Here is a 23,850-nt window from a genome sequence, read left to right as displayed (position 1 = left end):
AGAATATTATGAGGGTCAAAAAAGGAGGCAGCAGAATGCAAGCACTTCATTTTGGTGCAGGGAATATTGGAAGAGGATTTATTGGATATTTACTAAATAAAACAGGCTATAACGTTTGTTTTGTAGATGTTAATGAAAAAATAATTGAATCTATTAATAAAACTAATAGTTATACAATTGAATTACTAGATGATGATCAGACTAGAGAAACTATATTTCCTGTTACTGCATTAAATAGTATTAAAGAAGAAGAAAAAGTTATTCAGGGTATTATAGAAGTTGATATAATTACAACTTCAGTAGGGGTCGGTAATTTATCTAAAATTGCAGAAATACTTTCTAAAGGGCTTTCAAAGAGATTAAAGGAAAATAAAACCAAGATAGATGTTATTGCTAATGAAAATGCCATTAATGCCTCTTCAACTTTGAAAAAGGAGATTGAAAAGCATGTGCCTTCTGAAAAAATGTCAGAAATATGTGAATTTGTTGGATTTCCAAATTCCGCTATTGACCGTCTTGCTTTATCAAAAGAAACTGACCAAGGAGAGATTGCTTTAGTTGAACCTGTATATGAGTGGGTCATTAATAAATCTGAAATGATGAACTTAGATTTGCCCTTAATAGAAGATGTTATTTATGTTGAAAATTTGGATCCCTATATTAAAAGAAAGATATATATGGTAAATATGGGGCATGCAGCAACAGCTTATATTGGATTTGCAGCAGGAGAAGATACCATTCAAAGTACATTAGCAAAACCGGAAATGGAAGATTTTATAAGAGGAGTACTAGATGAAGTTAAACATTATGTTGTTAAAAAATTAGGTTTTGAATCTAAAGAAATAGACTCTTTTATTGAAAAAACCCTAAAACGTTTTAAAAATGAAAATATTAGTGATAATGTTTTACGAGTAGGTAAAGATCCTATGCGGAAACTAGGCTATGATGAACGGTTAATTAAACCGCTGAGAGAACTTTTTGATTTAGGAGTTTCAGTGGAATACTTAAGTACTGCAGTTTCTGCTGCATTTTTATTTAGCAATTCTGACGATGAAGAAGCTGTTCGTCTAGAGAAATATATTCAAGAACAAGGTATAAACGAAGCTATTTATCAGTTTACTGAAATTGAAGATCCAAAACTTAAGGATAAAATTGTAGAAGGTTATTATGAATTAAAAGATAAAGGATGCAAAGAACTAATAAAACAAATTAATGCTGGTTAAAGTATTTTGGTAAATATTTAATAATAAATTTATTATTAAGTAAAAAAGATTTACTTTTTTATAAAAATAAAATATACTGACTATAGTTGATTCTATTTAAAACAGTAACTTAGCTTAATAAGTAATCAAAACTTGAAATCAAATAGGTCATAGGGGGGGAGAGGAGGGATAAAATGCTAAGCCAATATTTAAAAGGGAATATAAGTTTCCTAGATGAAGTTTCTTCTTGGGAAGAATCTATTAAGGTAGCTGCAGAGCCATTATTAAAAAAAGATTTTATTACTGAAGAATATGTTCAGGCTATGATTGATAATGTTCACGAGAATGGGTCCTATATGGTGATAGTTCCTAGAGTTGCTATGCCTCATTCTAAAGATAATGAAGGTGTAAAAAAAACAGGTATGTCTTTTTTAAAGTTGAAAGAGCCTGTACTTTATCCTGAAGGAAAGGAGGTAAATATTTCTATTGTTTTGGCTGCGAAAGATAATTCAGAACATTTAGAACTAATGGCAGACTTATCTTCTGTATTAGGTGACGAGGAAGTTAGGAACAAATTTGAAAATGTAGCAAGCGAAGAAGAATTAATTAAACTTATCAAGACAGTGGAGTAATATTGTCTGTATAAAATTGATAAAGATGCTTTATCAAACTTCAGTTTATAATAAGTTAAAAGGTAAAGTAACATTTTAGTATAAGATATTATAAGGCTATAATTATATTATGTTCTTGATCAAAAATACCAAACAATAGTGTATTTTAACAAGGAGGTAATATTATGTCAAATATGCCAACTGGAATGCAAACTCCGTCATCTGGAACTAATTCATTTCGTGCTAAACTTCAGGCTTTTGGTGGTTTTTTAACTAATATGGTGTTACCAAATATAGGTGCCTTTATTGCCTGGGGGATTGTAACAGCGTTATTTATTAAAACAGGATGGCTTCCTAATGAGCATCTAGCCAAATTGGTTGGCCCAGCAATAAAGTATTTACTACCTTTGCTTTTAGCTCATACCGGAGGTAAAATGGTAGGAGGTAAAAGAGGAGGAGTAATGGGAGCTGCCGGGGCTATAGGATTAATTGTTGGTGCAGATATCCCAATGTTTTTAGGTGCAATGATTGTTGGTCCTTTAGGTGGTTTGATCATTAAAAAGTTTGATGACTTTATAGAAGGTCACATTCCTGCAGGATTTGAAATGTTAGTTAATAACTTTTCTATTGGTATTTTAGGATTTGGACTAATGATTCTGTCCTACCTTATAATTGGCCCGGTTATTTCAGCTGCAAATAATATGTTAAAAGCTGCTATTCAAGTATTGGTAGATACGGGGATGCTACCTTTATTATCTCTTATCAATGAACCAGCTAAAGTATTATTCTTAAATAATGTAATTGATCAGGGGATTTATTATCCGTTAGGTATGCAGCAAGCTGCAAAACTAGGTAAATCTATTTACTTTACAGTAGCTTCTAGCCCTGGTCCTGGTCTTGGACTATTGCTGGCTTACACTGTATTTGGAAAAGGAAATGCTAAGCGTAGTGCTCCAGGTGCTATAATCATTCACTTTTTCGGTGGTATTCATGAACTGTATTTCCCATATGTTTTAATGAATCCCCTTACAATTTTAGGGATGATTGCTGGAGGAATGTCAGGAATTGCAACTTTTCAATTTTTCAATGCTGGACTTGTAGCAGGTCCTAGTCCAGGTTCAATATTTGCATATCTTGCTTTAACACCTCCAGGTAACTTTTTAGGAATTATTTCTGGAGTACTTGTAGGTGCTGCAGCTTCCTTTGTGGTCACATCTGCTATATTAAAATTTCAACAAGGAGCAGATGAAGAAGATAATTTTGAAGAATCTGTAGAACAGTCAAAGTCTATGAAATCTGAAGGTAAGCAGGTTTTAGATTCAGAAAGCAATACTACTGCTGATTCTGTTGAAAATATTAGCAAAATAGCATTTGCTTGTGATGCAGGGGCAGGTAGTAGTGCTATGGGAGCAACGACTTTTAGGAAAAAGTTAAAAAAACAAAACATGAGTGATATTGAAGTAAAACACTATCGTATAGAAGATGTTCCTGAAGATGCAGATATCATTGTAGTCCATAAAAACCTGCAAGAAAGAGCTAAAATGAGCCATGGAGATAAGAGGATTATTCCAATAGAAACTTATATAGGTGATCCGAATCTTGAAAAGCTGCTTAATGAACTAAAAGAAAATAAATAAAAAGTAAGAAAGCATAAAAAAGCCGTAGCTCTTTGGAGAAAGAGTTACGGCTTTTGCTTTTAGTAAATTTATATTAAACTTGTCTGTCCAAGCTACATAATTTATCAATCAACAACAATAATATCCTGATCCTGATATATGTTTTTAATATCAGGATTAATATCTTCTGTCACCATATAGGTTAGATTTTCAGTGGGACAAACAATTTGACTAGAAACTGTTCCTAATTTATCTGAAGTAACTAATCCAAGTATTTCAGTTGAAACATCGGCCATTTTTCTTTTTATTAAGCATTCTGATAAAGTTGGTACACTTATTCCTTGGGCATTAATATTATAAATGCCCATAATATATAAATCAGCTCTCATTGTTTTTAAACTATCTACGGTGTTTATTCCAAGGTTTACCATAGATTGTTTATATAAATTTCCTCCTAACATAATAACCTCAACTTGCTTATAGTTAGACAATGCCATACTGATGGGAGGGCTGTTAGTTATTACAGTTGTATTTAATGTAAGAGGAAATTGATTTACAAGATGCAAATTTGTAGTACCTCCATCAATCAGTAAAACTTGACCGTTTTCTATAAAACGGAGTGCTTTTTGAGCTAATTTCTTTTTTTCATCATTGGAAATATTTTGTCTAGCAAAGAAATCAGTAACTGGAGGCCCCTTTTTAAGAGCTCCACTATGTACTCTTTTAATTAAACCTTTGTTATCAAGTTCTTTTAAATCTCTACGAATAGTATCTTTAGAAACAGATAGACGCTCACTTAAATCACTTGTAATTACTTTTTCCTCAGAATTTAAAATTTTTAAGATTTCTTGTTGGCGCTCTTCTTTTAACATAATCACCACTTCTTTCTGTATTAAATATATTTAATATAACGCATTGTGTTAGTTGAATTTACAAATAAAAACTAATTCTTTCATCATTAATCCAATACATTAATTCATTATATCATAAAAATAAAAAAAAGAAAGAACAAAAACGAATAAACAAGCAAAAAGACAATTGTTTATGCTTTAGTTTTCGATATAAATATTATATAAAGCAATTTAATATAGCTGATAAGTTTGATTATTGTTACTAAATTTAATATACTAGATAAAGAAGATTTATAGGAGGCAGTAATAATGAAAACATTTAAACCAACAGGTGTTTGTGCTAGAGAGATTAAATTTAATGTAACTGATGATGGAGTTATTGAAGAAATAGAATTTATAGGAGGATGTAATGGTAACTTATCTGGTATAGCAGCTTTAATAAAAGGTTCTCAGGTAGAAGAAGTAGCAGAAAGATTGGAAGGAATTACTTGTAGAAATGAGACTTCTTGTCCTGACCAGCTAAGTAAAGCTTTAAAGGAGATGGTTTGATAAAAAGCCCTTGACAATTTTAATTTAACTTGTTATTATATTGGCAACTTAACTGAAATTTAATAGCAGAATCTCTTATCAAGAGTGGCGGAGGGACTGGCCCAATGATGCCCAGCAACCAGTACTTAATAAGTACCCGGTGCTAACTCCTGCAGTTATTAGTAACTGAGAGATAAGAGGAGAGTTTATATAAACCTCTTCTCTTATGGGAAGGGGATTTTTTATTAATAAGAATATTAAAGGTTTAAATAAAAGTAAGGAGTAGATATATTTATGATTGAGGTTCATAACTTAGATAAGGTATACCAAAGTGAGGAAGGACCAGTGAATGCTCTAGAAGGAATTGATCTAGAAATTGATGAAGGAGAGATTTTTGGGATTATTGGCCCGAGTGGAGCAGGAAAAAGTACTCTGATTCGTTGTTTAAATTTATTAGAGAGACCAACTCGAGGGCAAGTGATTATAGATGATAAGGATTTAACTGATTTAACTATTTCTCAATTAAGAGAAGCTAGAAAAGAAATTGGGATGATTTTTCAAAATTTTAATTTATTAAATTCCCGTACAGTAGCAGAAAATGTAGCATTTTGCTTAGAGATCGCAGGGGAGAAAAAAGAGGATATCAATCCTAAGGTAAAAAGATTACTGAAGTTAGTAGGTTTAGCAGATAAAGCTGACAATTACCCTAGTCAACTAAGTGGTGGCCAGCAACAGCGAGTTGGTATTGCTCGAGCTTTGGCTAATGATCCTAAAGTATTATTGTGTGATGAAGCTACATCTTCTTTAGATCCTGAAACAACCCATTCTATTTTAGAGTTACTACAGGATATTAATCAGGAATTAGGAATTACTATTGTATTAATTACTCATGAGATGGAAGTGATTAAAGAAATATGTACTCAAGTAGCTGTTATAGAAGGGGGAGAGATTGTAGAGCAAGGTCATGTACTTGATATTTTCACTACTCCTCAAGAACCAGTAACAAAGAAATTCTTACAACGAGTAATTAATGCTAATGTACCAGAGGAATTATTATCAAGAGTTACAGTTAATAACCCTGGACAAGGTAGGTTAATTAAACTAAGTTTTACTGGAAGATCGGCTGGTCAACCGATAGTTTCCAAGTTTGTGCACACTCATCAGGTTGAGGCTAATATTTTATATGGTAATATTGATAAGATTCAGGGAACCCCATTTGGAACTTTGATTATTGAGTTAACAGGAGAGAGGGAACAGGTTAAAACAGGAATTAAAGATCTTAATGAGCAATCAGGGATTAGAATTGAGGTGATTGAAGGTGCAGAATCTATTAACCTATCTAACTAAGAATATGGATCTTTTAGTAGTAGGAATTCAAGAGACTATTTATATGGTTGGAATATCAATGATAGTAGCTATGTTATTTGGTATTCCGTTAGGGATAGGTGTAGTAGTTACAGAAGAAGGAGATATTTTAGAAAACAAATATTTAAATTTAATATTAAGTATTATTATCAATGTTACAAGATCAGTTCCTTTTATTGTCCTAATGGTAGCATTAATTCCTTTTACTAGAGTAATTGTAGGGACTTCAATTGGGACTACTGCTGCTGTTGTACCATTAAGTATAGCCGCTATTCCTTTTATAGGAAGGATTGTAGAGAATTCTTTAAAAGAAGTAGATAATGGGGTAATAGAAGCAGCTCAGTCTATGGGAGCTACTCCATGGCAGATTATCAGTAAGGTATTATTAGCTGAAGCTTTACCATCTTTAGTATTAGGAATGACGATTACTGCTATTACTTTAATTGGTTTTTCAGCTATTGCAGGAGCAATTGGTGCTGGAGGCTTAGGTGATATTGCAATTCGTTATGGGTATCATCGTTTCCAGACAGACATAATGATTAAAACAGTGATCTTATTGGTAATTATTGTTCAATTGGTGCAAAGTTTTGGTAATTGGTTGGCAAAAAGATTAGATCATAGTTAATTTAGCAAATATAAGTCTACAATAAATAAGGAGGAGAGAAGATGAAAAAAATAAGTTTAATATTAATTGTATTGTTAGTAGGAGCATTAGCAGTAGGTTGTACAGGAGGTAAAGAAACAGCTAAAAAGGATAAAACATTAGTAGTAGGAGCTACACCAGTCCCTCACGCTGAAATTTTAAAAAATGTAGTAAAGCCTATATTAGCTAAAGAAGGAATTACTTTAAAAGTTAAGGAATTTACTGATTATGTAACTCCTAATTTAGCTTTAGCTGATGGGAGTATTGATGCAAATTATTTTCAGCATATTCCTTACTTAAAGAATTTTAAGAAAAATCGTGGATTAGATTTAACATATATTACAAAAGTTCATTTAGAGCCAATGGGACTTTATTCTAAGAAAATATCTAAATTAAATCAATTAGAAAAAGGAGCAGCAATTGCGATTCCTAATGATGCTACTAATGAAGGAAGGGCTTTGTTATTGTTGGAATCAGCAGGTTTAATTAAATTAAGTCAAGAAGCTGGATTAGAGGCTACACCACAAGATATTAAGAAAAATCCTAAAAATCTAAAGTTTAAAGAATTGGCTGCACCGCAATTACCTAGAGCATTAAAAGATGTATCTGCTGCAATAATCAATACTAATTATGCTTTAGAAGCTGATTTGATCCCAACTAAAGATGCTATTATTATTGAGGGCAATGATTCACCATATGCTAATGTTTTAGCAGTTAAAAGTGAAGATAAAGATAATCCATTATTAAAGAAGTTAGCTGATACACTTACTACCCAACAAGTAAGAGAGTATATTAAGAATAAATATGAAGGAGCTATTGTTTCAGTCTTTTAATAATTATAGATTAGAGTATGCCGCAAGGTATACTCTCTTATTTTTTTGATTATAAAGGAAAATAAAGTTGTTTTATATAAATATATATTAGTAAAGGTAAAATATTTAGGATAAGGTGATGCTTATGGAAAAGGAGATAACTGAAGAACTTAATGGGTATTTATGGATTAAAGGAAAGTTTAATTATGGCGGCCGAAATAAAACTTATGGTTTAGTTAACCTTTTTATTGATTTAGAAAAAGAAAAGTTAATGGATTTAAAAATAGCCATGGTTGATAAAGTAATAGAATTAGGCTTAGGTTCTAATTTGAATTTTTTCTTAGAGACTTTAGATAAGATTAAGACTGATTACAGAAGTCAAAAAGCTCAAGAACAATTGGTTTCTAACTTTAAGGCATCAGAGATAGTAAGGTTGTTAGGGGCAGTAGATGATAATAGTAGTGAAGTGGCTAAAGAAATTTTTAAGGAAAAGTTAGAAGATATAACTCAAGAAGCAATTAATTTTAAAGTGAAAACAAAGTTGTTTTCTAGAGATGAACTAGAAGAATCTTATCCTAAATTATTTGATGAGGATAAGAAAGAGGTAGAAAGTCAAACCGAAGATGAAACAATAGAAAATGATCAAGAAACTAAATTAGATGCTAGGATTGAATTAAAGTGTTCACCAGTGATTTCTGCTGTAGCCGGTAAACGAATTACTGATTTACAATTACAAGATGAACTAGTAGTCCAGGTCAAAGATGATAGAGATATTGGGCAAGATATAGCCGAATTGTTGCAAAAACAAGGGCAAGATAAAGTAGTGGGCACAATTGAAGAAATCAAACATGATCAGGAGTTAGATCGCTATCATATAGTGGTTAAATTTAAACGTAATATTTATGGAAAATTAGTTGTAGATCCTGAAGTAAAATTAACTATTACAGAAGAGTCTCGGGCTAATGTTGAAAGTAGAGAAAAGTCTGATTCAACTTTCAATTTAGACCAAGAGGAATTAGTTTTATTTGCGATTTTAGGATTAATTGTTATAGTAATAATTATTTTATTTTTAGTAATTTAAAGATTAAGATTTAAGTGTACCCTAGGGTACACTTTTTATTTTTATAATTTAGCTTTTAAGAATAATTGCTTATTTTCAACGATATAATAATTAATAATAAGATTTCTAGGAGGTTAAGTATGAATCTATTTTGGTTATTAATAGTTTCTGTACTACCAGGTTTATTGTGGGTCTACTTCTTTTATAGTAAAGATAAATATGAGCCTGAACCAGTTCGTTTGATTTTAGTAACTTTCTTTTATGGAGCACTAGCAGTTATACCAGTAGGATTAATTGAATTTCCATTTTCTAATCTACTTGCTAATCCACCTAGTATGTTAATGTTGTTATTATTATCAGTAGGGATTGTTGGTGTTACAGAAGAAGTAGCTAAGTTTGCTGTTGTTAGATATACTATTTATTCTTCTGATGAGTTTGATGAAGTGGTAGATGGTATAATTTATTCTGTTTCAGCTGGTTTAGGTTTTGCTGTTCTAGAGAACTTTTTATATACATTAGTTTTTGGATACCAAGTAGGAATGATTAGAGCCATTGTTACTAGTTTGATTCATGCTTCGTTTTCTGGAATTATGGGGTATTATCTAGGTCGGGCCAAGCTCGAAGATAATTCTACTTTAATTTTAGTAGGTTTAGTTCAAGTTATTTTATTACATGGGTTATATGACTTTTTAGTGTTAGGTGGGTTTATATCTGATTATATTGTTTATGGAATAGTAGCAATTTTATATATATATCTTGTGAGATTAATTAACTCTGCTGTTGAGACATCACCTTTCAAATAAAACGAACATTATTATGATAAAATAAAAAAACATTTAGTTTAATGTTGACTATAAGTTATTAATCTGGTAATATTATTAGTGGTTTGGATAAAAGACGAACATTTCATTAAAATTGAAAGGGATGGTTCGATGAATTATAATGTAGTAATTGTAGGTGCTGGACCGGCAGGAATATTTACGGCTTTAGAATTAGTTAAAGAAAGTAATCTTGATATTTTAATTATAGAAAAAGGTAGAGATATTATAAAACGAGATTGTCCTATGAAGACCAGGAATACTGATTGTGTTGAATGTAGTAATTGTTCTATTGTTTGCGGTTGGGGCGGAGCAGGTGCCTATAGTGATGGTAAATTAACTTTATCTAGTGATATTGGTGGTAACTTAGATAAATATATAGGTGAAGAAAATCTAAAAGAATTGGTTAATTATACTGATAATATATATTGTGATTTTGGAGCTCCTGATAAAGTTTACGGGCCAAAAAAAGCAGAAGAAGAGCGAATTAATCATCAAGCTACTTTAGCAGAATTAAATTTCATTCCTGCAAAGATCAGACACTTAGGAACGGGGTATAGTAAAACTGTTTTAAGTAATATGAAAGAATATTTATTAGAAGAAGGAGTAGAGATTAAAACTGGAACTAAAGTTACTGAGATTTTAACCGAAGATGAAAGAGTAATTGGGGTTAAGACTGAATACGGTACAGAAATAAAGAGTGATAATGTAGTAGTAGCACCAGGGCGAGAGAATGCTGAATGGCTAACTTCAGAAGCAGAAAGACTAGGAATTAAAACGGCCATTAACCCAGTTGATATTGGGGTTAGAGTAGAATTGCCAGCAGCAGTAATGAAAGATTTAACTGATGTCGTTTATGAATCAAAATTTATTTATCATTCCCCTACTTTTGATGATAAAGTAAGAACTTTCTGTATGTGTCCTAATGGAGAAGTAGTTAATGAAAATAATGACGGTTTAATTACAGTTAATGGCCATAGTCATGCTACAGAGAAGACTGAAAATACTAATTTTGCTCTATTAGTAAGTAAGACTTTTACTGAACCATTTAAAGAACCGATTACTTATGGTCAAGATATAGCAAAATTAGCTAACTTATTAGGTGGTAGAGTTTTAGTACAAAGATTAGGTGATTTTTTAGATGGCCGACGTTCTACATCCAAGAGGATTAAACGAGGTATAGTAGAGCCCACGCTAAAGGACGCTACACCTGGTGATTTAAGTTTAGTATTACCTTATCGCCATTTGACTGCTATAGATGAAATGTTACAGGCTTTAGATGAAGTTTGTCCTGGAGTTTATTCTAGACATACTTTATTGTATGGAGTAGAGGTCAAGTTTTATTCTTCTAGATTAAACCTTAAAGATAATTTAGAGACTAAGGTATCTAATTTATACGCTGGTGGTGATGGAGCAGGAGTTACTAGAGGATTGATTCAGGCTTCTTCTTCTGGGGTTGTGATAGCAAGAAATATTTTAAATAAATATTAGTGAAGTTAATATTTGTTTAATTACTAACTAACCCATTGACATAAGTTGGTATAACTGATATAATTCTTAATATAATATGTCGAAAAATGTCGTAAGGGGTGACAGTAATGAAATCAACTGGAATTGTTAGAAAAGTAGATGGGTTAGGGAGAATGGTAATCCCTATTGAATTAAGAAGGACATTAGGGATAGATACTAAAGATCCATTAGAGATTTATGTAGATGGCAATAAAGTTATTTTAAAGAAGTATGAACCAGCTTGCGTTTTCTGTGGTAATGCTGGAGATACAATCGAATTCAAAGGAAAAATCATTTGTTCTGAATGTTTAGATGAAATGGTAGGAACAGAAGAAAAATCTGCTTAAATATTTGAGTGAAGGTAGTAAATTGGAAGTCCGATTTACTACCTTTTTAATTTAAATTGATATTAATTAGATAAAAGATATTTGTTTATTATCTTTTGCAATTTTCTTTTTTTCTTAAGCCCTACTTTAGTAATTGGCTTGTCATATGGTTTGTAAAAGATAACTGTAGGAATTGCAGTTACATTTAATTTTTTGGTTAGTGTAGTCTTACTATCTATTATAGTTCGAAATTGAATATTTTTAGTATTAAGCAGTCTTTTGATTTTCTCTTTCGATAAATTTCCAATACCAATTGATATGATATCAAAATTATAGTTAGAAGTTCGTTTAAATTCAGATAAGATTTCTAATTGTTTGATACAAGTTGATGAATCAGGAAGCCAGAATAATAATAAAGTTGGTTCTTTTATCTTGTGGAATTGAACTTCATTGCCTCGTAAATCATTTAAAGTAACCTTTGGTAAATAGTATCTTTCCTCAGATTCAGCTACATTATCATTTTTAAAACTAAGAATTAATTTAATTGCTCCCCCAATTAAAAAACCACAGATTAATAAAAAAATAATAAAAAAGATAATTAATTTTTTCATTATTATCTCTCCTTAAGTTTCCTTTGTCATTAGACAAAGAAGCCATTTTAATATATAATATTGAAGAAACTGAGACTAGGAGGAATAGGATGGATATTTTAGGAGGACTAAATCCTGAACAACAGGAAGCAGTAGAGCATAATTATGGTCCATTATTAATTCTAGCAGGTGCTGGTAGTGGTAAGACAAGGGTTTTGACTCATAGAATTGCCTATCTAATTCATCATTATGAAGTTGATCCTGATAATATTCTTACAGTTACATTTACGAATAAGGCAGCTGAAGAAATGAAGGATAGAGCTAAGAACTTATTAAATTTAGATAGAAATTTACCCTGGATGGGAACATTCCATTCAATATGTGTTAGAATTTTAAGAAGAGAGATTAGTAATTTAGGTTATAGCTCTAATTTTGTTATTTTCGATACTACAGATCAACGAAGTTTGATTAAGAATATCTTAAAGGACTTAAATTTTGATACTAAGAAATATACCACTTCTGTCTTAAGGGCAATTAGTAGCGCTAAAAATGAATTGATTTCTCCAGAAAATTATGAACAAGGTGGTTATTTAGAGCGAGTAGTAGCTAGAGTTTATCCAGTTTACCAGGAGCGATTATTAGAGAATAATGCCTTAGACTTTGGTGACTTAATTATGAAGACGGTGGAATTGCTGCAAAAAGAACCTAAGGTATTAGATTATTACCAAGAACTATTTAAATATATATTAGTTGATGAGTACCAAGATGTTAATCATGCTCAGTATAAATTACTTTATTTATTATCTGCTAAGTACAATAACATTTGTGTGGTGGGGGATGATGATCAAGGGATCTATGGTTTTAGAGGAGCAGATGTTAGCAATATTTTGAACTTTGAAGAGGATTATACAGATACTAAAGTAGTTAGATTAGAACAAAATTATCGTTCTACCAAGAAAATTTTAGATGCAGCCTATCATATAGTAGCTAATAATATAAATCGTAAAGAAAAGAAATTATGGACTGAGAAAAAAGCAGGCAAACCATTATCATTATATAAAGCCCAAGATGGGCGAGATGAAGCCCGCTACATAACTAATCAAATTAAGTCTTTAGTAGAAGGTGAAGATAAAAATTATAGTGACTTTTCTATTTTATATCGAACTAATGCTCAATCTCGTGTTTTGGAAAGAGTTTTACTACAGCAAGATATTCCCTATCGGATAGTCGGGGGGGTTAAGTTCTATGAGAGAAAAGAGATAAAGGATATATTAGCTTATTTGCGCCTGCTTTATAATCCAAATGATGATCTTAGTTTAGAAAGAATCATTAATGTACCTCGCCGCGGGATTGGAGCAACTAACTTTAAGCGGCTTCAAGATTATGCCCAACAACACCAGATTAGTTTATTAAAAGCAGTTAATAATGTTGAGAATATAGATAGTATTAGTACTCGATTTAGAAATAATATACAGGAATTTGGAGGTTTAATTGAGCATTTTAGAAAAAGGAAGAGTGAAGTATCTGTTGCAGTTTTAACAGAAGAGTTATTAACTGAGACTGGTTATTTAGCTAACTTAAAGAGTAAAAATACAGATAAAGCTCAAGATAGAGTTAATAATATTAAGGAATTACTAGCTAGTATGGAACAGTTTGAAGAAGAAAATCAAACTGGAGGTTTAAGTGAGTTCTTAGAAGAAGTAGCTTTATTATCAGATATTGATAATTTAGATCAAGAAGAGGATGCTATAGTATTAATGACCTTACATAGTGCTAAAGGTTTGGAATTTCCTGTTGTCTTTTTAGCTGGTATGGAAGAGAATTTATTACCACATGCTAGATCAACAGATACAGAACAAGATTTAGCAGAAGAACGCAGGTTATGTTATGTAGGAATTACTAGAGCAGAAGAAAAATTATATTTAACCTATGCTCGTAAACGTAAGATTTATGGTCGAACTCAATTTAAGAGGCCATCTCGTTTTATTGGGCATATTCCAGACCATTTATTTAGTGAGGATAATAATGAAACTGCAGTTAAAAATAATAGAAGAGAAGCTAGATTTTCTCCAGGAGATAAAGTAAAGCACCAGCGTTGGGGCCAAGGTACAGTAATTAATGTAGATGATAGTAGTGGAATGGAACAAATAAAAGTTTCTTTCCCCCAACAAGGAGTTAAAGCGTTAGCAACTGAATATGCACAGCTTACCAAAATTAATTGACAATTGAGAATTGACAATGTACAATTAAAATCACTTTATTTTAGTGTGATGTATTATAAACAAGGAGGAGAAAAAATGACTACTTATGTTGTAGGCCATCAGAACCCAGATACAGATTCTATTTGTGCTGCTATTGCGTATGCTAATTTAAAACAACAATTAGGGGCCAAGGCAGAAGCTATTAGAGCAGGAAAGATTAATGCAGAAACAGAATTTATTTTGGATAAGTTTGAGGTGCAAGCTCCTAAGTTAGTTACTGAGCTTGCTAAAGGAGATGAAGTAATTTTAGTTGACCATAATGAAAAGAGTCAAGCAATTGCTGGAATAAAAGAAGCCGAGGTTAAAGAAATTATAGACCATCACAGAATAGGTGATATTGAAACTGGTAATCCAATCTACTTTAGAAATGAGCCAGTAGGTTCTACTGCTACAGTCGTAACTAAGTTATACCAGGAAAATGGAGTAGAGATTAATGAACAAATGGCTGGTTTATTATTATCAGCTATTTTATCTGATACAGTCATTTTCCGTTCTCCAACCTGTACTAAAGCAGATAAGGAAATAGCTAATAGATTAGCTAAGCAGTTAGGAGTGGATATTCAAAAGTATGGGAAGAATATGTTTAAGGCAGGTTCAGTAGTTAACCAACTAGAGCCTAAAGAATTGATTACTAATGATTATAAAGAGTATGAATTGGCTGGTGAAACAATTGGAGTAGGTCAGATTGAAATTATGGATGTAAATGAAGTTAATGATATTAAAGAAGATCTATTAGTAGGGATTGAAGAGTTAGTTGCAGAAAGAGGATATAAGTTTTTAGTATTAATAGTTACCGATATTTTAGCTGAAGGTAGCTTATTACTTTTCCCAGCAGATGCAAAAGAAATTATTGCTGATGCTTTTGATGTAGACACAAAAGGAACTGAAGTTTATTTAGATGGAGTTTTATCACGTAAAAAGCAGGTTATACCTGTCTTGTCTGACTACTTAACCACATAGTTACCGATAAGGGTCTAGCTTATTTTGCTAGGCTCTTTTTTATTTTTTGGTTAATAGTAATAAATCCTAATAAATTGAGTATTGCCCTTGACAAATTAGTTTATAAGGGTTATACTATTAATAGTAATAATTACTGATAAGGGGTAAAGATTTAATACATAGTTTTAATTAATTGTGGTAATTTAATTATTAGGATTATTATTTAATTAATAAGGGGGAATTAAAATGGATTTTGCAGTAGAGAATAAGTTAGGTGTAACTAAAGGAACAGATTTAGAAAAGATAGTAAAGGGCCAATTTCAAGGAGAAACTAATGAGGTAGGGCAGTATTTAGCAATGGCTCGTCAAGCTCAGAGAGAAGGTTATCCAGAAGTAGCAGAGGTACTAAAGAGAATTGCTAAAGAAGAAGCTGAACATGCAGCAAGATTTGCAGAGTTAAATGGTAAGATTAGTGGTTCAGTTAAAGAAGACATTGAGAAGATGTTACAAGGAGAACAAGGAGCCAATAAGACTAAGCGTAAAGCAGCAGTAGATGCTAAAGAAGCAGGAATTGATCCAGCACATGACTTCTTTGATGAGTCTGCTAAAGATGAAGCTAGACATGCTAGTATGTTAAAAGGTCTGTTAGATAGATACTTTGGATAAAATAAAAAGGCGTTGGGTAATCCCAACGCCTTTTTTTAGTCTGTATTGTTTTTCATTAGTGAAAGTAGTTTATCTTTAACTTCTGGGTCTGCTAGAGCAATAACTGTATCTTTAGCTTTAATGGTAGTATTACCTCGAGGGACAATAGCCTGATCCCCTCTTAAGATTGTAATTAGAATAGCCTCATCTGGAATAGTAATATCTTTAATCTTTTGATTACAAGCTATAGCCTCTTCTTCAACTTGAATATAATGCATTTTTAACTGATTAATACTATCAGCCCATAGGTTTGATTTTTCTTTCCACTCAATTTCTTCTTCAATTAATCCTAGCATTAATGAAGTAGAACTCACCACTTGATTAACTCCTAACCACTCAAATAGTTTTTCGTTACCTGGATTATTAACTAAAGCTAGGGTTCTTCCAATATCGAATTGCCGTTCTGCTAGTTGACAGATTACTAAATTATCCTGGTCATTGCTAGTTGCAGCTACAACAATATCTCCTTCTTCGGCTCCTGCTTTTTCCAGATAATCACGTTTGGTTCCATCTCCTAATAAAACATTAACTTCTAACTTATCTTTTAGCTTATTTATTTTCTCTTTATTAGATTCGATAACTGTTACTTGATGGCCAAACTTATGACAGTATTTAGCCAATTGAAATCCTTTTTTTCCTCCACCAACAATAATAATATTCATTTATTCATCCTCCCTTAAAGAATTAACTGTAATTATTTAGGGATTATAATGAGCTTAAACTCACATTTATCCATTATACTAAACTAAAAAGACAATCGCAAATGTTATAGTTAAAAAAGGAGTTTAGAGCTACAGCACGAAAAGTAATATAGATGGAGTTACATGATTATTATTAATTGAGGTATACTAACAATCGTGTTATTGTGAGGTGAAGTTAATGGGCCAACTTAAAGAGAAAATAAAGAAATTAAGAGCAAAAATTAGAAAACATAATTATTATTATTTTGTATTAGATGATCCCCAAATTAGTGATCGAGAGTATGATCAATTAATGCAAGAATTAATTGATTTAGAAAAAGAAAATCCTAAGTTAATTACTTCAGATTCACCTACCCAGCGAGTAGGTGGAGAACCAATTGATCAATTTGATAAGGTAGCACATCAAGTTCCGTTATTGAGTTTAGATAAAGCATTTTCTATTAGTGAGTTAGAGGATTTTGCTAGCCGCGTTAAGAGATCTATTAAAGAAGAAATAGATTATATAGTAGAACTAAAGATTGATGGTTTATCTGCTTCTTTAGTCTATCAAGATGGCAGTTTAAACCAGGGTGCTACTCGAGGTAATGGAGAAGTAGGAGAGGATGTAACACATAATTTAAAGACAATTAGAAGTATTCCACTTAAGTTAGAGCAAAGGTTAGATCTAGAGGTTAGAGGCGAGGTTTTTATGCCTAAAGATGATTTTTTAAAGTTAAATGAAGAGCAAGAAAAAGCTGATGAAGATGCTTTTGCTAACCCACGTAATGCTGCTGCTGGTTCATTACGTCAATTAGATCCTCAAGTAGCTGCTAGTAGGCCATTAGATATTTTTATTTATGATAGTGCATATATAGAGGGCGTTGACTTTAAAACACACAGTCAAAAGCTAGATTATTTAGAGGAGTTAGGTTTTAAAATTAATCCTCAGCGGATGGTATGTAAAGGTATTACAGAAGTAATTAAGTATTGTAAAGAATGGACAGAGAAAAGAAATGATTTAAACTATGGGATTGATGGAATAGTAATTAAAGTTAATCAGCTAAATATGCAAAAAAAGTTAGGAAGTACAGCTAAGCATCCCCGCTGGGCAATAGCTTATAAATTTCCGGCTCAAGAGAAGGAAACAATAATTGAAGATATTGAAGTTACAGTTGGTAGAACAGGGACTCTAACACCAACTGCTATTTTAGAGCCTACTTTGTTAGATGGATCTGTAGTTAGCCGGGCCAATTTACATAACCAAGATGAACTAGAGCGAAAAGATATTAGAATTGGAGACCGAGCTATTGTAAGAAAAGCAGGGGATATTATTCCTGAAGTAGTTAAGGTGCTACCTGGGAAAAGAACTGGTAAGGAGGAAGAATTTAGTCTGCCAGATAAATGTCCAGTTTGTGGGGCCAAGGCTGTTAGATTAGAAGGAGAAGTAGCAACTAAGTGTGCTGGTGGAGCATGCCCAGCTAAATTACGAGAAGGAGTCTTACACTTTGTACAGCGCAATGCTATGAATATAGAGGGAGTTGGCCCAGCTTTAGTAGAGCAGTTAATAGAGAACAAATTAATAGAAGATGTAGCTGATTTATATTACTTAACTAAGGAAGATTTAATCCAATTAGATAGAATGGGCCACAAGTCGAGTCAGAATGTACTAGATGCTTTAGCAGATAGTAAGGATAATAGTTTACAACAAGTCTTATATGGTTTAGGAATTGAGTATGTAGGCAGTAGGGTTGCCCAAATTTTAGCCCAAAATTTCTCTAATATAGACCAGATTATTGAAGCAAGTCAAAAAGAATTAGAATCTATTGATGAGATTGGCCCTAAGATAGCTCAAAGTATTGTAGCTTATTTTAATCAAGAACAAAACCTAGAAATTATTGCTAAGCTTAAGGAAGCCGGAGTCAACTTTACTGCTCAATTAAAAGAGGCAGAACAGAAACTAGCAGGAAATAAATTTGTTTTAACTGGTAAGTTAGAAGACTTTACAAGACAGGAAGCTAAAGAAGCTATTGTTGATTTAGGTGGTCGAGTAACTAGCTCAGTCAGTGGTGCTACTGATTATTTAGTAGTAGGAGAAAACCCTGGTTCTAAATATGAACAGGCACAAGAACTAGGAACAACAGTCCTAGTGGAAGAAGAATTCAAAGAATTAATTGACAAGTAGGAGTTAGCAATTTACAATTAAAAAGATAATTAAAGGAGGAGATTTGATGAAAATAGCAGAGATGAAGACAGAAAAAGGGGTAATGAAGATTGAATTTTATGAAGAAGATGCCCCCAATACAGTAGATAACTTTTGTAGTTTAGCTGAGGATGGCTTTTATGATGGTTTAACTTTTCATCGGGTAATTCCTGATTTTGTAATTCAAGGTGGATGTCCTAAAGGAGACGGAACAGGAGGGCCAGGCTATACTATTGATTGTGAAGTAGATGGTGATAAACAGTATCACGAGCGAGGAGTATTATCTATGGCTCATAGTGGAAAAGATACAGGAGGATCGCAGTTTTTTATCTGTCATAATCGAAAGAGAACTTCTCATTTAGATAGAAAACATACCTGTTTTGGAAAGGTTGTAGAAGGGTTAGAAGTAATTGATGATATTAGAGCTGGAGATGTGATTGAAGAAGTAATTATCAAGGAAGAGTAGATATTGCGGGAAGGTTCCTCTTATGATATAATAACTAACTAGTTCAAAACGTGGATTAAATTTATTATTAATCAAGAGGTGGTGAAATTATGAAATTAGATAAGGAAACAGTAGAGCGGGTGGCTCATTTAGCTAGATTAGAATTGACTGAAGCAGAAAAGGATAAGTTTACTGAACAATTAAGTGATATTTTAGGTCATGCTGAGAAGTTAAATCAACTTGATACTGAAGATGTAGACCCAATGGCACATGTGCTACCAGTTAATAATGTTTTCCGAGATGATGAAGTAAGAGAGTCTCTTGATCGGGAAGAGGCCTTAGCAAATGCTCCAGAAAAAGAACGGGGGATGTTTAAAGTACCACAGATTGTAAGTGATGAGTAATATTTAAACAAGGAGGGAAAAGTTATGGAACTTTATCAGTTAACTGCTCATGAATTGCATGAGAAATTAACGGCTGGGGAAGTTAAAGCCCAAGAAATTGTTAAATCAGTTTATAATCAAATAGAAGAAGTGGAGTCGGATGTACAAGCCTATGTAACTTTAACTAAAGAGGATGCTTTACAACGAGCTAAAGAAGTAGATCAAAAACTAGCTAATGGTGAAGAAGTTAGTCCTTTAGCAGGAATTCCCATTGCTATTAAGGATAATATGTCTACTGCAGGGGTTAAGACAACATGTTCTTCTGAGATTTTACATAATTACAAACCACCATTTGATGCTACTGTAGTAGAAAAATTATTTGCTGAAGATGCGGTTATGGTTGGAAAAGCTAATATGGATGAATTTGCTATGGGGTCTTCAACTGAGAACTCGGGAATTCAAGTTACTAAAAATCCTTGCGATTTAGAACGAGTACCAGGTGGTTCTAGTGGGGGATCTGCTGCTGCTGTTGCTGCTGGAGAAGCAACAATTGCTTTAGGTTCTGATACTGGTGGTTCAATTAGGCAACCAGCATCTTTTTGTGGGGTAGTAGGTCTAAAGCCAACTTATGGTTTAGTATCTCGCTATGGGTTAGTTGCTTTTGCTTCTTCATTAGATCAGATTGGCCCGATTACTAAGGATGTAACTGATTGTGCTCTAACTTTAAATTATATTGCTGGACATGACCAGTATGATTCTACATCTGTAGAACGGGAGATTCCAGATTATACTAAAAGCTTAACAGAAGATATAGCAGGGCTAAAGATAGGGGTTCCTAAAGAGTACTTTGGTGAAGGAATTGATGAAGAGGTTAAGAAATCAGTTTGGGAAGCAATTGAACAATTAGAGGAGTTAGGAGCAGAGTATGAAGAAGTTTCTCTACCACATACTGAATATGCTTTATCAGCCTATTATTTAATTGCACCTGCTGAGGCTAGTTCGAACTTGGCCCGGTATGATGGAGTAAGGTATGGTTTACGAAGTGAATCTAATGGTTTAATTGATATGTTTAAAGAAACTCGAGAAGAAGGATTTGGAGATGAAGTTAAACGTAGAATTATGTTAGGTACTTATGCTTTAAGTTCAGGTTATTATGATGCTTACTACAAAAAAGCACAAAAGGTTAGAACTCTAGTGAGAGAGGACTTTGACCAAGCTTTTAAAGAGTATGATGTATTAATCTCTCCTACGTCTCCTACAACTGCTTTTGAAGTTGGAGATAAGTCGGATGATCCATTAGAAATGTATTTATCAGATATATGTACTATTCCAGTTAATTTAGCTGGTCTACCTGCTTTATCTATGCCATGTGGAACTGATGAACAGGGGTTACCAATAGGATTACATATTATTGGTCAAGCTTTTGATGAGGAAACTATTTTACAAGTTGCTTATGCTTTTGAACAAGCAACAGATACTGAGTAATCAGGAGGTGGAAGTTATGTTAGAAAACTATGAGATTACAATTGGGTTAGAAGTTCATGCTCAATTAGATACAGATACTAAAATATTTTGTGGATGTAAAAATGAGTTTGGTGCTGAGCCTAATGATCATACCTGTCCTATATGTTTAGGTTTACCTGGGACATTACCTGTTTTAAATAAAAAAGCAGTTGATTATATTATTAAAGCTGGTTTAGCTTTAGATTGTGAAATAGCTACATTTAGTAAGTTTGACCGAAAAAATTATTTCTATGCTGATTTGCCTAAGGCTTATCAAATATCTCAATTTGATTTACCATTTTGTGAGGATGGTGCAATAACTATTGAAGTTGAAGAGAATAATTATCAGATAGGAATTACTAGGATTCATCTAGAAGAAGATGCAGGAAAGTTAACCCATGCCGGTGATATTTCTAGTGCAGATTCTAGTTTGGTTGATTATAATCGGGTAGGAACGCCCCTAATTGAGATTGTTAGTGAACCTGATTTACATTCTCCTAAACAAGCAGTTGCTTATTTAAAGAAATTAAAGAGTATCTTAGAGTACATAGCAGTTTCTGACTGTGAAATGGCAGAGGGTTCTTTAAGAGCAGATGCCAACCTTTCTATAGCTCCTAAGGGTGCAGATGAATTAGGAACTAAAACTGAGCTAAAGAATATGAATTCTTTTAAAGCAATTGAAAAAGCTTTAACATATGAAGCTAAGCGTCAAGCTAAAGTTTTAGCTGAAGGTGGCACAATAATTCAAGGTACAAGAACTTGGGATGGAGACGCAGGAAAGACCTTGCCACTAAGAGAAAAAGAAGAAGCACATGATTATCGTTATTTCCCAGAACCAGATTTAGTTCCAGTAATTGTAAAAGAAGAGTGGGTTAATGAAATAGAAACTAGTATTCCGGAGTTACCAGATGCTAGACAATCTCGCTATGTTAATGAGTTAGGTATTCCGGAGTATGATGCTGGAGTAATTACTGCTGATAGAGAGATGGCTGACTTCTTTGAAGCAGTAGTAAAAAATTATGAGGATGCTAAAGAAGTTAGTAATTGGATGATGGGCCAATTCTCTCGTTTATTAAATGAAGAGGATATAGAAATAAGTAAGATTAAATTTGCGCCTCAAGACTTAGCTGATTTATTAACTATGATGGAAGAGGGTACTATTTCTCGAGATATTGCTAGAGAAGTTTTTGAAGATATGTTCACTACGGGTAAAAAGCCAGAAGCTATTGTAGAAGAAAAAGGTTTAAAGCAGATTAGTGATGAAGATGAATTAGATAATATTGTTGCTGATGTGTTAGCTGATAACCAATCAGCAGTAGATGATTATCATGGTGGAAATAAGAATGTAATTGGATTCTTAATTGGACAAACAATGCAAGCTAGTGGTGGAAAAGCTAATCCACAAAAGGTTAGAGAGTTATTACAGGAAAAACTAGAAGAGTAATAAATATTCCCCCTGGTTAAATAGGGGGAATTATTTATTTTAATTGATCTCGTAAAACATGTCTGGTGTTAAAGCCATCATATAATTGGTTTGGTCTGAAGATTTTATTTTTTACTTCTAAATTTTCAACCCAATGAGCACACCAGCCCATAATTCGACCTAGAGCAAAGATTGTAGTAAAGTACTTTGGTTCAATCTTCATTGCTCTAAGTACTAGACCTGACCAAAAGTCAATATTAGGGAAAATTTTCTTATCTGCAAATTTATTTAAAGCTATTTCTTCCATTTTCTGAGCTGTATTATATAAATTTTCAAGCTTAGAATTAACTTCTGGTGAATCTTCAGCAAAGATTTGAGGTAGTATTTCTTCTTTTAGATAAAGAGCTCTAGGGTCATATGTTCTATAGACTCTATGGCCTAGTCCCATTATTTTTTCTCCTGCTTTTAATTGCTCTTGGATGTAACTTTCAACATTTTCTGGAGCACCAATCTCAGTTAACATTTTAATTACTTTTTCATTAGCCCCGCCATGAAGTGGTCCAGATAAAGAATTAATAGCAGAAGAGATTGATGCATAAATACTTGCTTTAGAAGACCCTACTGCTCGAACTGAAAATGTGCTATTATTCATTGTATGATCGCCATGTAATATTAAAAGTTTATCAAGAATATTAACCCACTTTGGTTTAGCAGCTAATTCTTGATTAAAACAGTATAAAATATACTGCGCAAAAGAATCAAAAGTTTTACCTTGAGCAAATTCAGGGTTCTGAGTTTGATAGACCCCCATTATAGTAGGTAACTTTGCAATCAATTGAATAGCACGATTTAAATTTACAGTATATTGATCTAGATCAAAACACTTTGGGTCATTACTTTGTAACTGTAACACACTTGAACTTAACATATACATAGGGTGTAAGTTATCATTCATAGAAATTATCGTTTCTTTGATTTTAGAGTCAATTCCTTTACTAGCTAGGAGTTGCTTTTTTAGTTCCTTTTTTTCTTGAGGTATTGGCAGATCACCTTTAAGTAATAAAAAGCAGACATCTTCATAAGAACAATTATTAGCTAATTCTTGAATTGGATAGCCTCTAAAGGTAAGAAGACCATTTTCCCCATCGATATTACTGACACTTGATTTAGCTACAGGAATATTTTCAAGTCCAGGAAAATATCCTTTTTCAAACATAGTTATTATTATTTGCATATACTTTTCTTTCAGTTTCTTATTCTCAAGATTTGATAGAGCTTCTTTGATTTGGGACAGCATAGTTTACCTCCTTTTATATCTATTCAAATATAGGTATAATTATACTATCATATATCCTTTGAAATTACAATCTGATTAGATTA

General features: G+C 32.6%; 23 protein-coding genes and 1 riboswitch. Of the genes, 19 read left to right on the top strand and 4 right to left on the bottom strand.

The window, feature by feature from the left end; translation table 11 throughout:
• Positions 1–35: 35 nt before the first annotated feature.
• The 3 genes from HALHA_RS11360 to HALHA_RS11350 all read left to right on the top strand — a co-directional run bounded on the left by HALHA_RS11360 (position 36) and on the right by HALHA_RS11350 (position 3,450).
• Positions 36–1,223 (top strand): mannitol-1-phosphate 5-dehydrogenase, encoded by a 1,188-nt coding sequence (locus HALHA_RS11360; protein ID WP_015327910.1) that lies wholly within the window; start codon positions 36–38, stop codon positions 1,221–1,223.
• 173 nt (positions 1,224–1,396) lie between these two features.
• On the top strand, positions 1,397–1,834 hold the full coding sequence (locus tag HALHA_RS11355) for a PTS sugar transporter subunit IIA (RefSeq protein ID WP_015327909.1): 438 nt from the start codon (positions 1,397–1,399) through the stop codon (positions 1,832–1,834).
• Between the two features lie 164 nt (positions 1,835–1,998).
• Positions 1,999–3,450, top strand: a complete 1,452-nt coding sequence (locus HALHA_RS11350; RefSeq protein ID WP_015327908.1) for a PTS mannitol transporter subunit IIBC — start codon at positions 1,999–2,001, stop codon at positions 3,448–3,450.
• A gap of 104 nt (positions 3,451–3,554) precedes the next feature.
• Here the strand turns inward: HALHA_RS11350 and HALHA_RS11345 are convergent, their stop codons facing one another.
• Positions 3,555–4,301, bottom strand: coding sequence for a DeoR/GlpR family DNA-binding transcription regulator (locus HALHA_RS11345; protein ID WP_015327907.1), 747 nt, complete (start codon positions 4,299–4,301; stop codon positions 3,555–3,557).
• 288 nt (positions 4,302–4,589) lie between these two features.
• On the opposite strand from HALHA_RS11345, the gene HALHA_RS11340 reads away from it, so the two are divergent.
• The 8 genes from HALHA_RS11340 to HALHA_RS11305 all read left to right on the top strand — a co-directional run bounded on the left by HALHA_RS11340 (position 4,590) and on the right by HALHA_RS11305 (position 11,362).
• Positions 4,590–4,829, top strand: a complete 240-nt coding sequence (locus tag HALHA_RS11340; protein WP_015327906.1) for a TIGR03905 family TSCPD domain-containing protein — start codon at positions 4,590–4,592, stop codon at positions 4,827–4,829.
• Positions 4,830–4,901: 72 nt separating this feature from the next.
• A riboswitch (SAM riboswitch) is annotated at positions 4,902–5,008 on the top strand.
• Positions 5,009–5,102: 94 nt separating this feature from the next.
• Positions 5,103–6,155: a methionine ABC transporter ATP-binding protein gene (locus tag HALHA_RS11335; RefSeq protein ID WP_015327905.1), complete on the top strand. Its 1,053-nt coding sequence runs from the start codon at positions 5,103–5,105 to the stop codon at positions 6,153–6,155.
• A complete protein-coding gene (locus tag HALHA_RS11330) occupies positions 6,127–6,798 on the top strand; it encodes a methionine ABC transporter permease (RefSeq protein WP_015327904.1) in 672 nt (223 codons plus the stop codon). Before HALHA_RS11335 ends, HALHA_RS11330 begins: the two co-directional genes overlap by 29 nt.
• Positions 6,799–6,839: 41 nt before the next feature.
• Positions 6,840–7,649, top strand: a complete 810-nt coding sequence (locus HALHA_RS11325; protein WP_015327903.1) for a MetQ/NlpA family ABC transporter substrate-binding protein — start codon at positions 6,840–6,842, stop codon at positions 7,647–7,649.
• Between the two features lie 124 nt (positions 7,650–7,773).
• Positions 7,774–8,709: a hypothetical protein gene (locus HALHA_RS11320; RefSeq protein WP_041607853.1), complete on the top strand. Its 936-nt coding sequence runs from the start codon at positions 7,774–7,776 to the stop codon at positions 8,707–8,709.
• A gap of 119 nt (positions 8,710–8,828) precedes the next feature.
• On the top strand, positions 8,829–9,491 hold the full coding sequence (locus HALHA_RS11315) for a PrsW family intramembrane metalloprotease (protein ID WP_015327901.1): 663 nt from the start codon (positions 8,829–8,831) through the stop codon (positions 9,489–9,491).
• Positions 9,492–9,620: 129 nt separating this feature from the next.
• Positions 9,621–10,997 carry an NAD(P)/FAD-dependent oxidoreductase gene (locus tag HALHA_RS11310; RefSeq protein WP_015327900.1) on the top strand — a complete coding sequence of 459 codons (1,377 nt, stop codon included), beginning with the start codon at positions 9,621–9,623 and terminating at the stop codon, positions 10,995–10,997.
• Positions 10,998–11,104: 107 nt separating this feature from the next.
• Positions 11,105–11,362, top strand: a complete 258-nt coding sequence (locus HALHA_RS11305; RefSeq protein WP_015327899.1) for an AbrB/MazE/SpoVT family DNA-binding domain-containing protein — start codon at positions 11,105–11,107, stop codon at positions 11,360–11,362.
• 62 nt (positions 11,363–11,424) lie between these two features.
• On the opposite strand, the gene HALHA_RS11300 is transcribed toward HALHA_RS11305, so the two are convergent.
• Positions 11,425–11,952, bottom strand: a complete 528-nt coding sequence (locus HALHA_RS11300) for a peroxiredoxin family protein (protein WP_015327898.1) — start codon at positions 11,950–11,952, stop codon at positions 11,425–11,427.
• 89 nt (positions 11,953–12,041) lie between these two features.
• Between HALHA_RS11300 and pcrA the strand changes: the two genes are divergently transcribed.
• From pcrA to HALHA_RS11285, 3 genes are all read left to right on the top strand, one after another.
• A complete protein-coding gene (gene pcrA, locus HALHA_RS11295; protein ID WP_015327897.1) occupies positions 12,042–14,153 on the top strand; it encodes a DNA helicase PcrA in 2,112 nt (703 codons plus the stop codon).
• Positions 14,154–14,228: 75 nt separating this feature from the next.
• Positions 14,229–15,152 carry a manganese-dependent inorganic pyrophosphatase gene (locus tag HALHA_RS11290; RefSeq protein WP_015327896.1) on the top strand — a complete coding sequence of 308 codons (924 nt, stop codon included), beginning with the start codon at positions 14,229–14,231 and terminating at the stop codon, positions 15,150–15,152.
• Positions 15,153–15,377: 225 nt separating this feature from the next.
• On the top strand, positions 15,378–15,797 hold the full coding sequence (locus HALHA_RS11285) for a ferritin-like domain-containing protein (protein WP_015327895.1): 420 nt from the start codon (positions 15,378–15,380) through the stop codon (positions 15,795–15,797).
• A gap of 35 nt (positions 15,798–15,832) precedes the next feature.
• Here the strand turns inward: HALHA_RS11285 and HALHA_RS11280 are convergent, their stop codons facing one another.
• The gene (locus tag HALHA_RS11280; RefSeq protein ID WP_015327894.1) at positions 15,833–16,498 is read right to left on the bottom strand and encodes a potassium channel family protein; all 666 of its coding nucleotides are present in this window, start codon (positions 16,496–16,498) and stop codon (positions 15,833–15,835) included.
• A gap of 217 nt (positions 16,499–16,715) precedes the next feature.
• On the opposite strand from HALHA_RS11280, the gene ligA reads away from it, so the two are divergent.
• The 5 genes from ligA to gatB all read left to right on the top strand — a co-directional run bounded on the left by ligA (position 16,716) and on the right by gatB (position 22,491).
• Complete coding sequence (gene ligA, locus HALHA_RS11275) at positions 16,716–18,698, top strand: NAD-dependent DNA ligase LigA (protein ID WP_015327893.1); 1,983 nt, start codon at positions 16,716–16,718, stop codon at positions 18,696–18,698.
• Positions 18,699–18,744: 46 nt separating this feature from the next.
• The gene (locus tag HALHA_RS11270) at positions 18,745–19,182 is read left to right on the top strand and encodes a peptidylprolyl isomerase (protein WP_015327892.1); all 438 of its coding nucleotides are present in this window, start codon (positions 18,745–18,747) and stop codon (positions 19,180–19,182) included.
• Between the two features lie 89 nt (positions 19,183–19,271).
• Positions 19,272–19,565, top strand: a complete 294-nt coding sequence (gatC, locus tag HALHA_RS11265) for an Asp-tRNA(Asn)/Glu-tRNA(Gln) amidotransferase subunit GatC (RefSeq protein ID WP_015327891.1) — start codon at positions 19,272–19,274, stop codon at positions 19,563–19,565.
• 24 nt (positions 19,566–19,589) lie between these two features.
• Complete coding sequence (gene gatA / locus HALHA_RS11260; protein ID WP_015327890.1) at positions 19,590–21,029, top strand: Asp-tRNA(Asn)/Glu-tRNA(Gln) amidotransferase subunit GatA; 1,440 nt, start codon at positions 19,590–19,592, stop codon at positions 21,027–21,029.
• A gap of 16 nt (positions 21,030–21,045) precedes the next feature.
• Entirely contained in the window at positions 21,046–22,491 is a 1,446-nt protein-coding gene (gene gatB, locus HALHA_RS11255; protein WP_015327889.1) for an Asp-tRNA(Asn)/Glu-tRNA(Gln) amidotransferase subunit GatB, read from the top strand.
• Between the two features lie 34 nt (positions 22,492–22,525).
• Here gatB and HALHA_RS11250 read toward each other — a convergent pair whose 3' ends face one another.
• Positions 22,526–23,767, bottom strand: a complete 1,242-nt coding sequence (locus HALHA_RS11250) for a citrate/2-methylcitrate synthase (RefSeq protein WP_015327888.1) — start codon at positions 23,765–23,767, stop codon at positions 22,526–22,528.
• Positions 23,768–23,850: the final 83 nt, after the last annotated feature.

Source organism: Halobacteroides halobius DSM 5150 (assembly GCF_000328625.1).
Lineage (GTDB): Bacteria > Bacillota > Halanaerobiia > Halobacteroidales > Halobacteroidaceae > Halobacteroides > Halobacteroides halobius.
The sequence above is the reverse complement of the archived record's forward strand: the minus strand, read 5'-3'. Positions and strand labels throughout refer to the sequence as shown.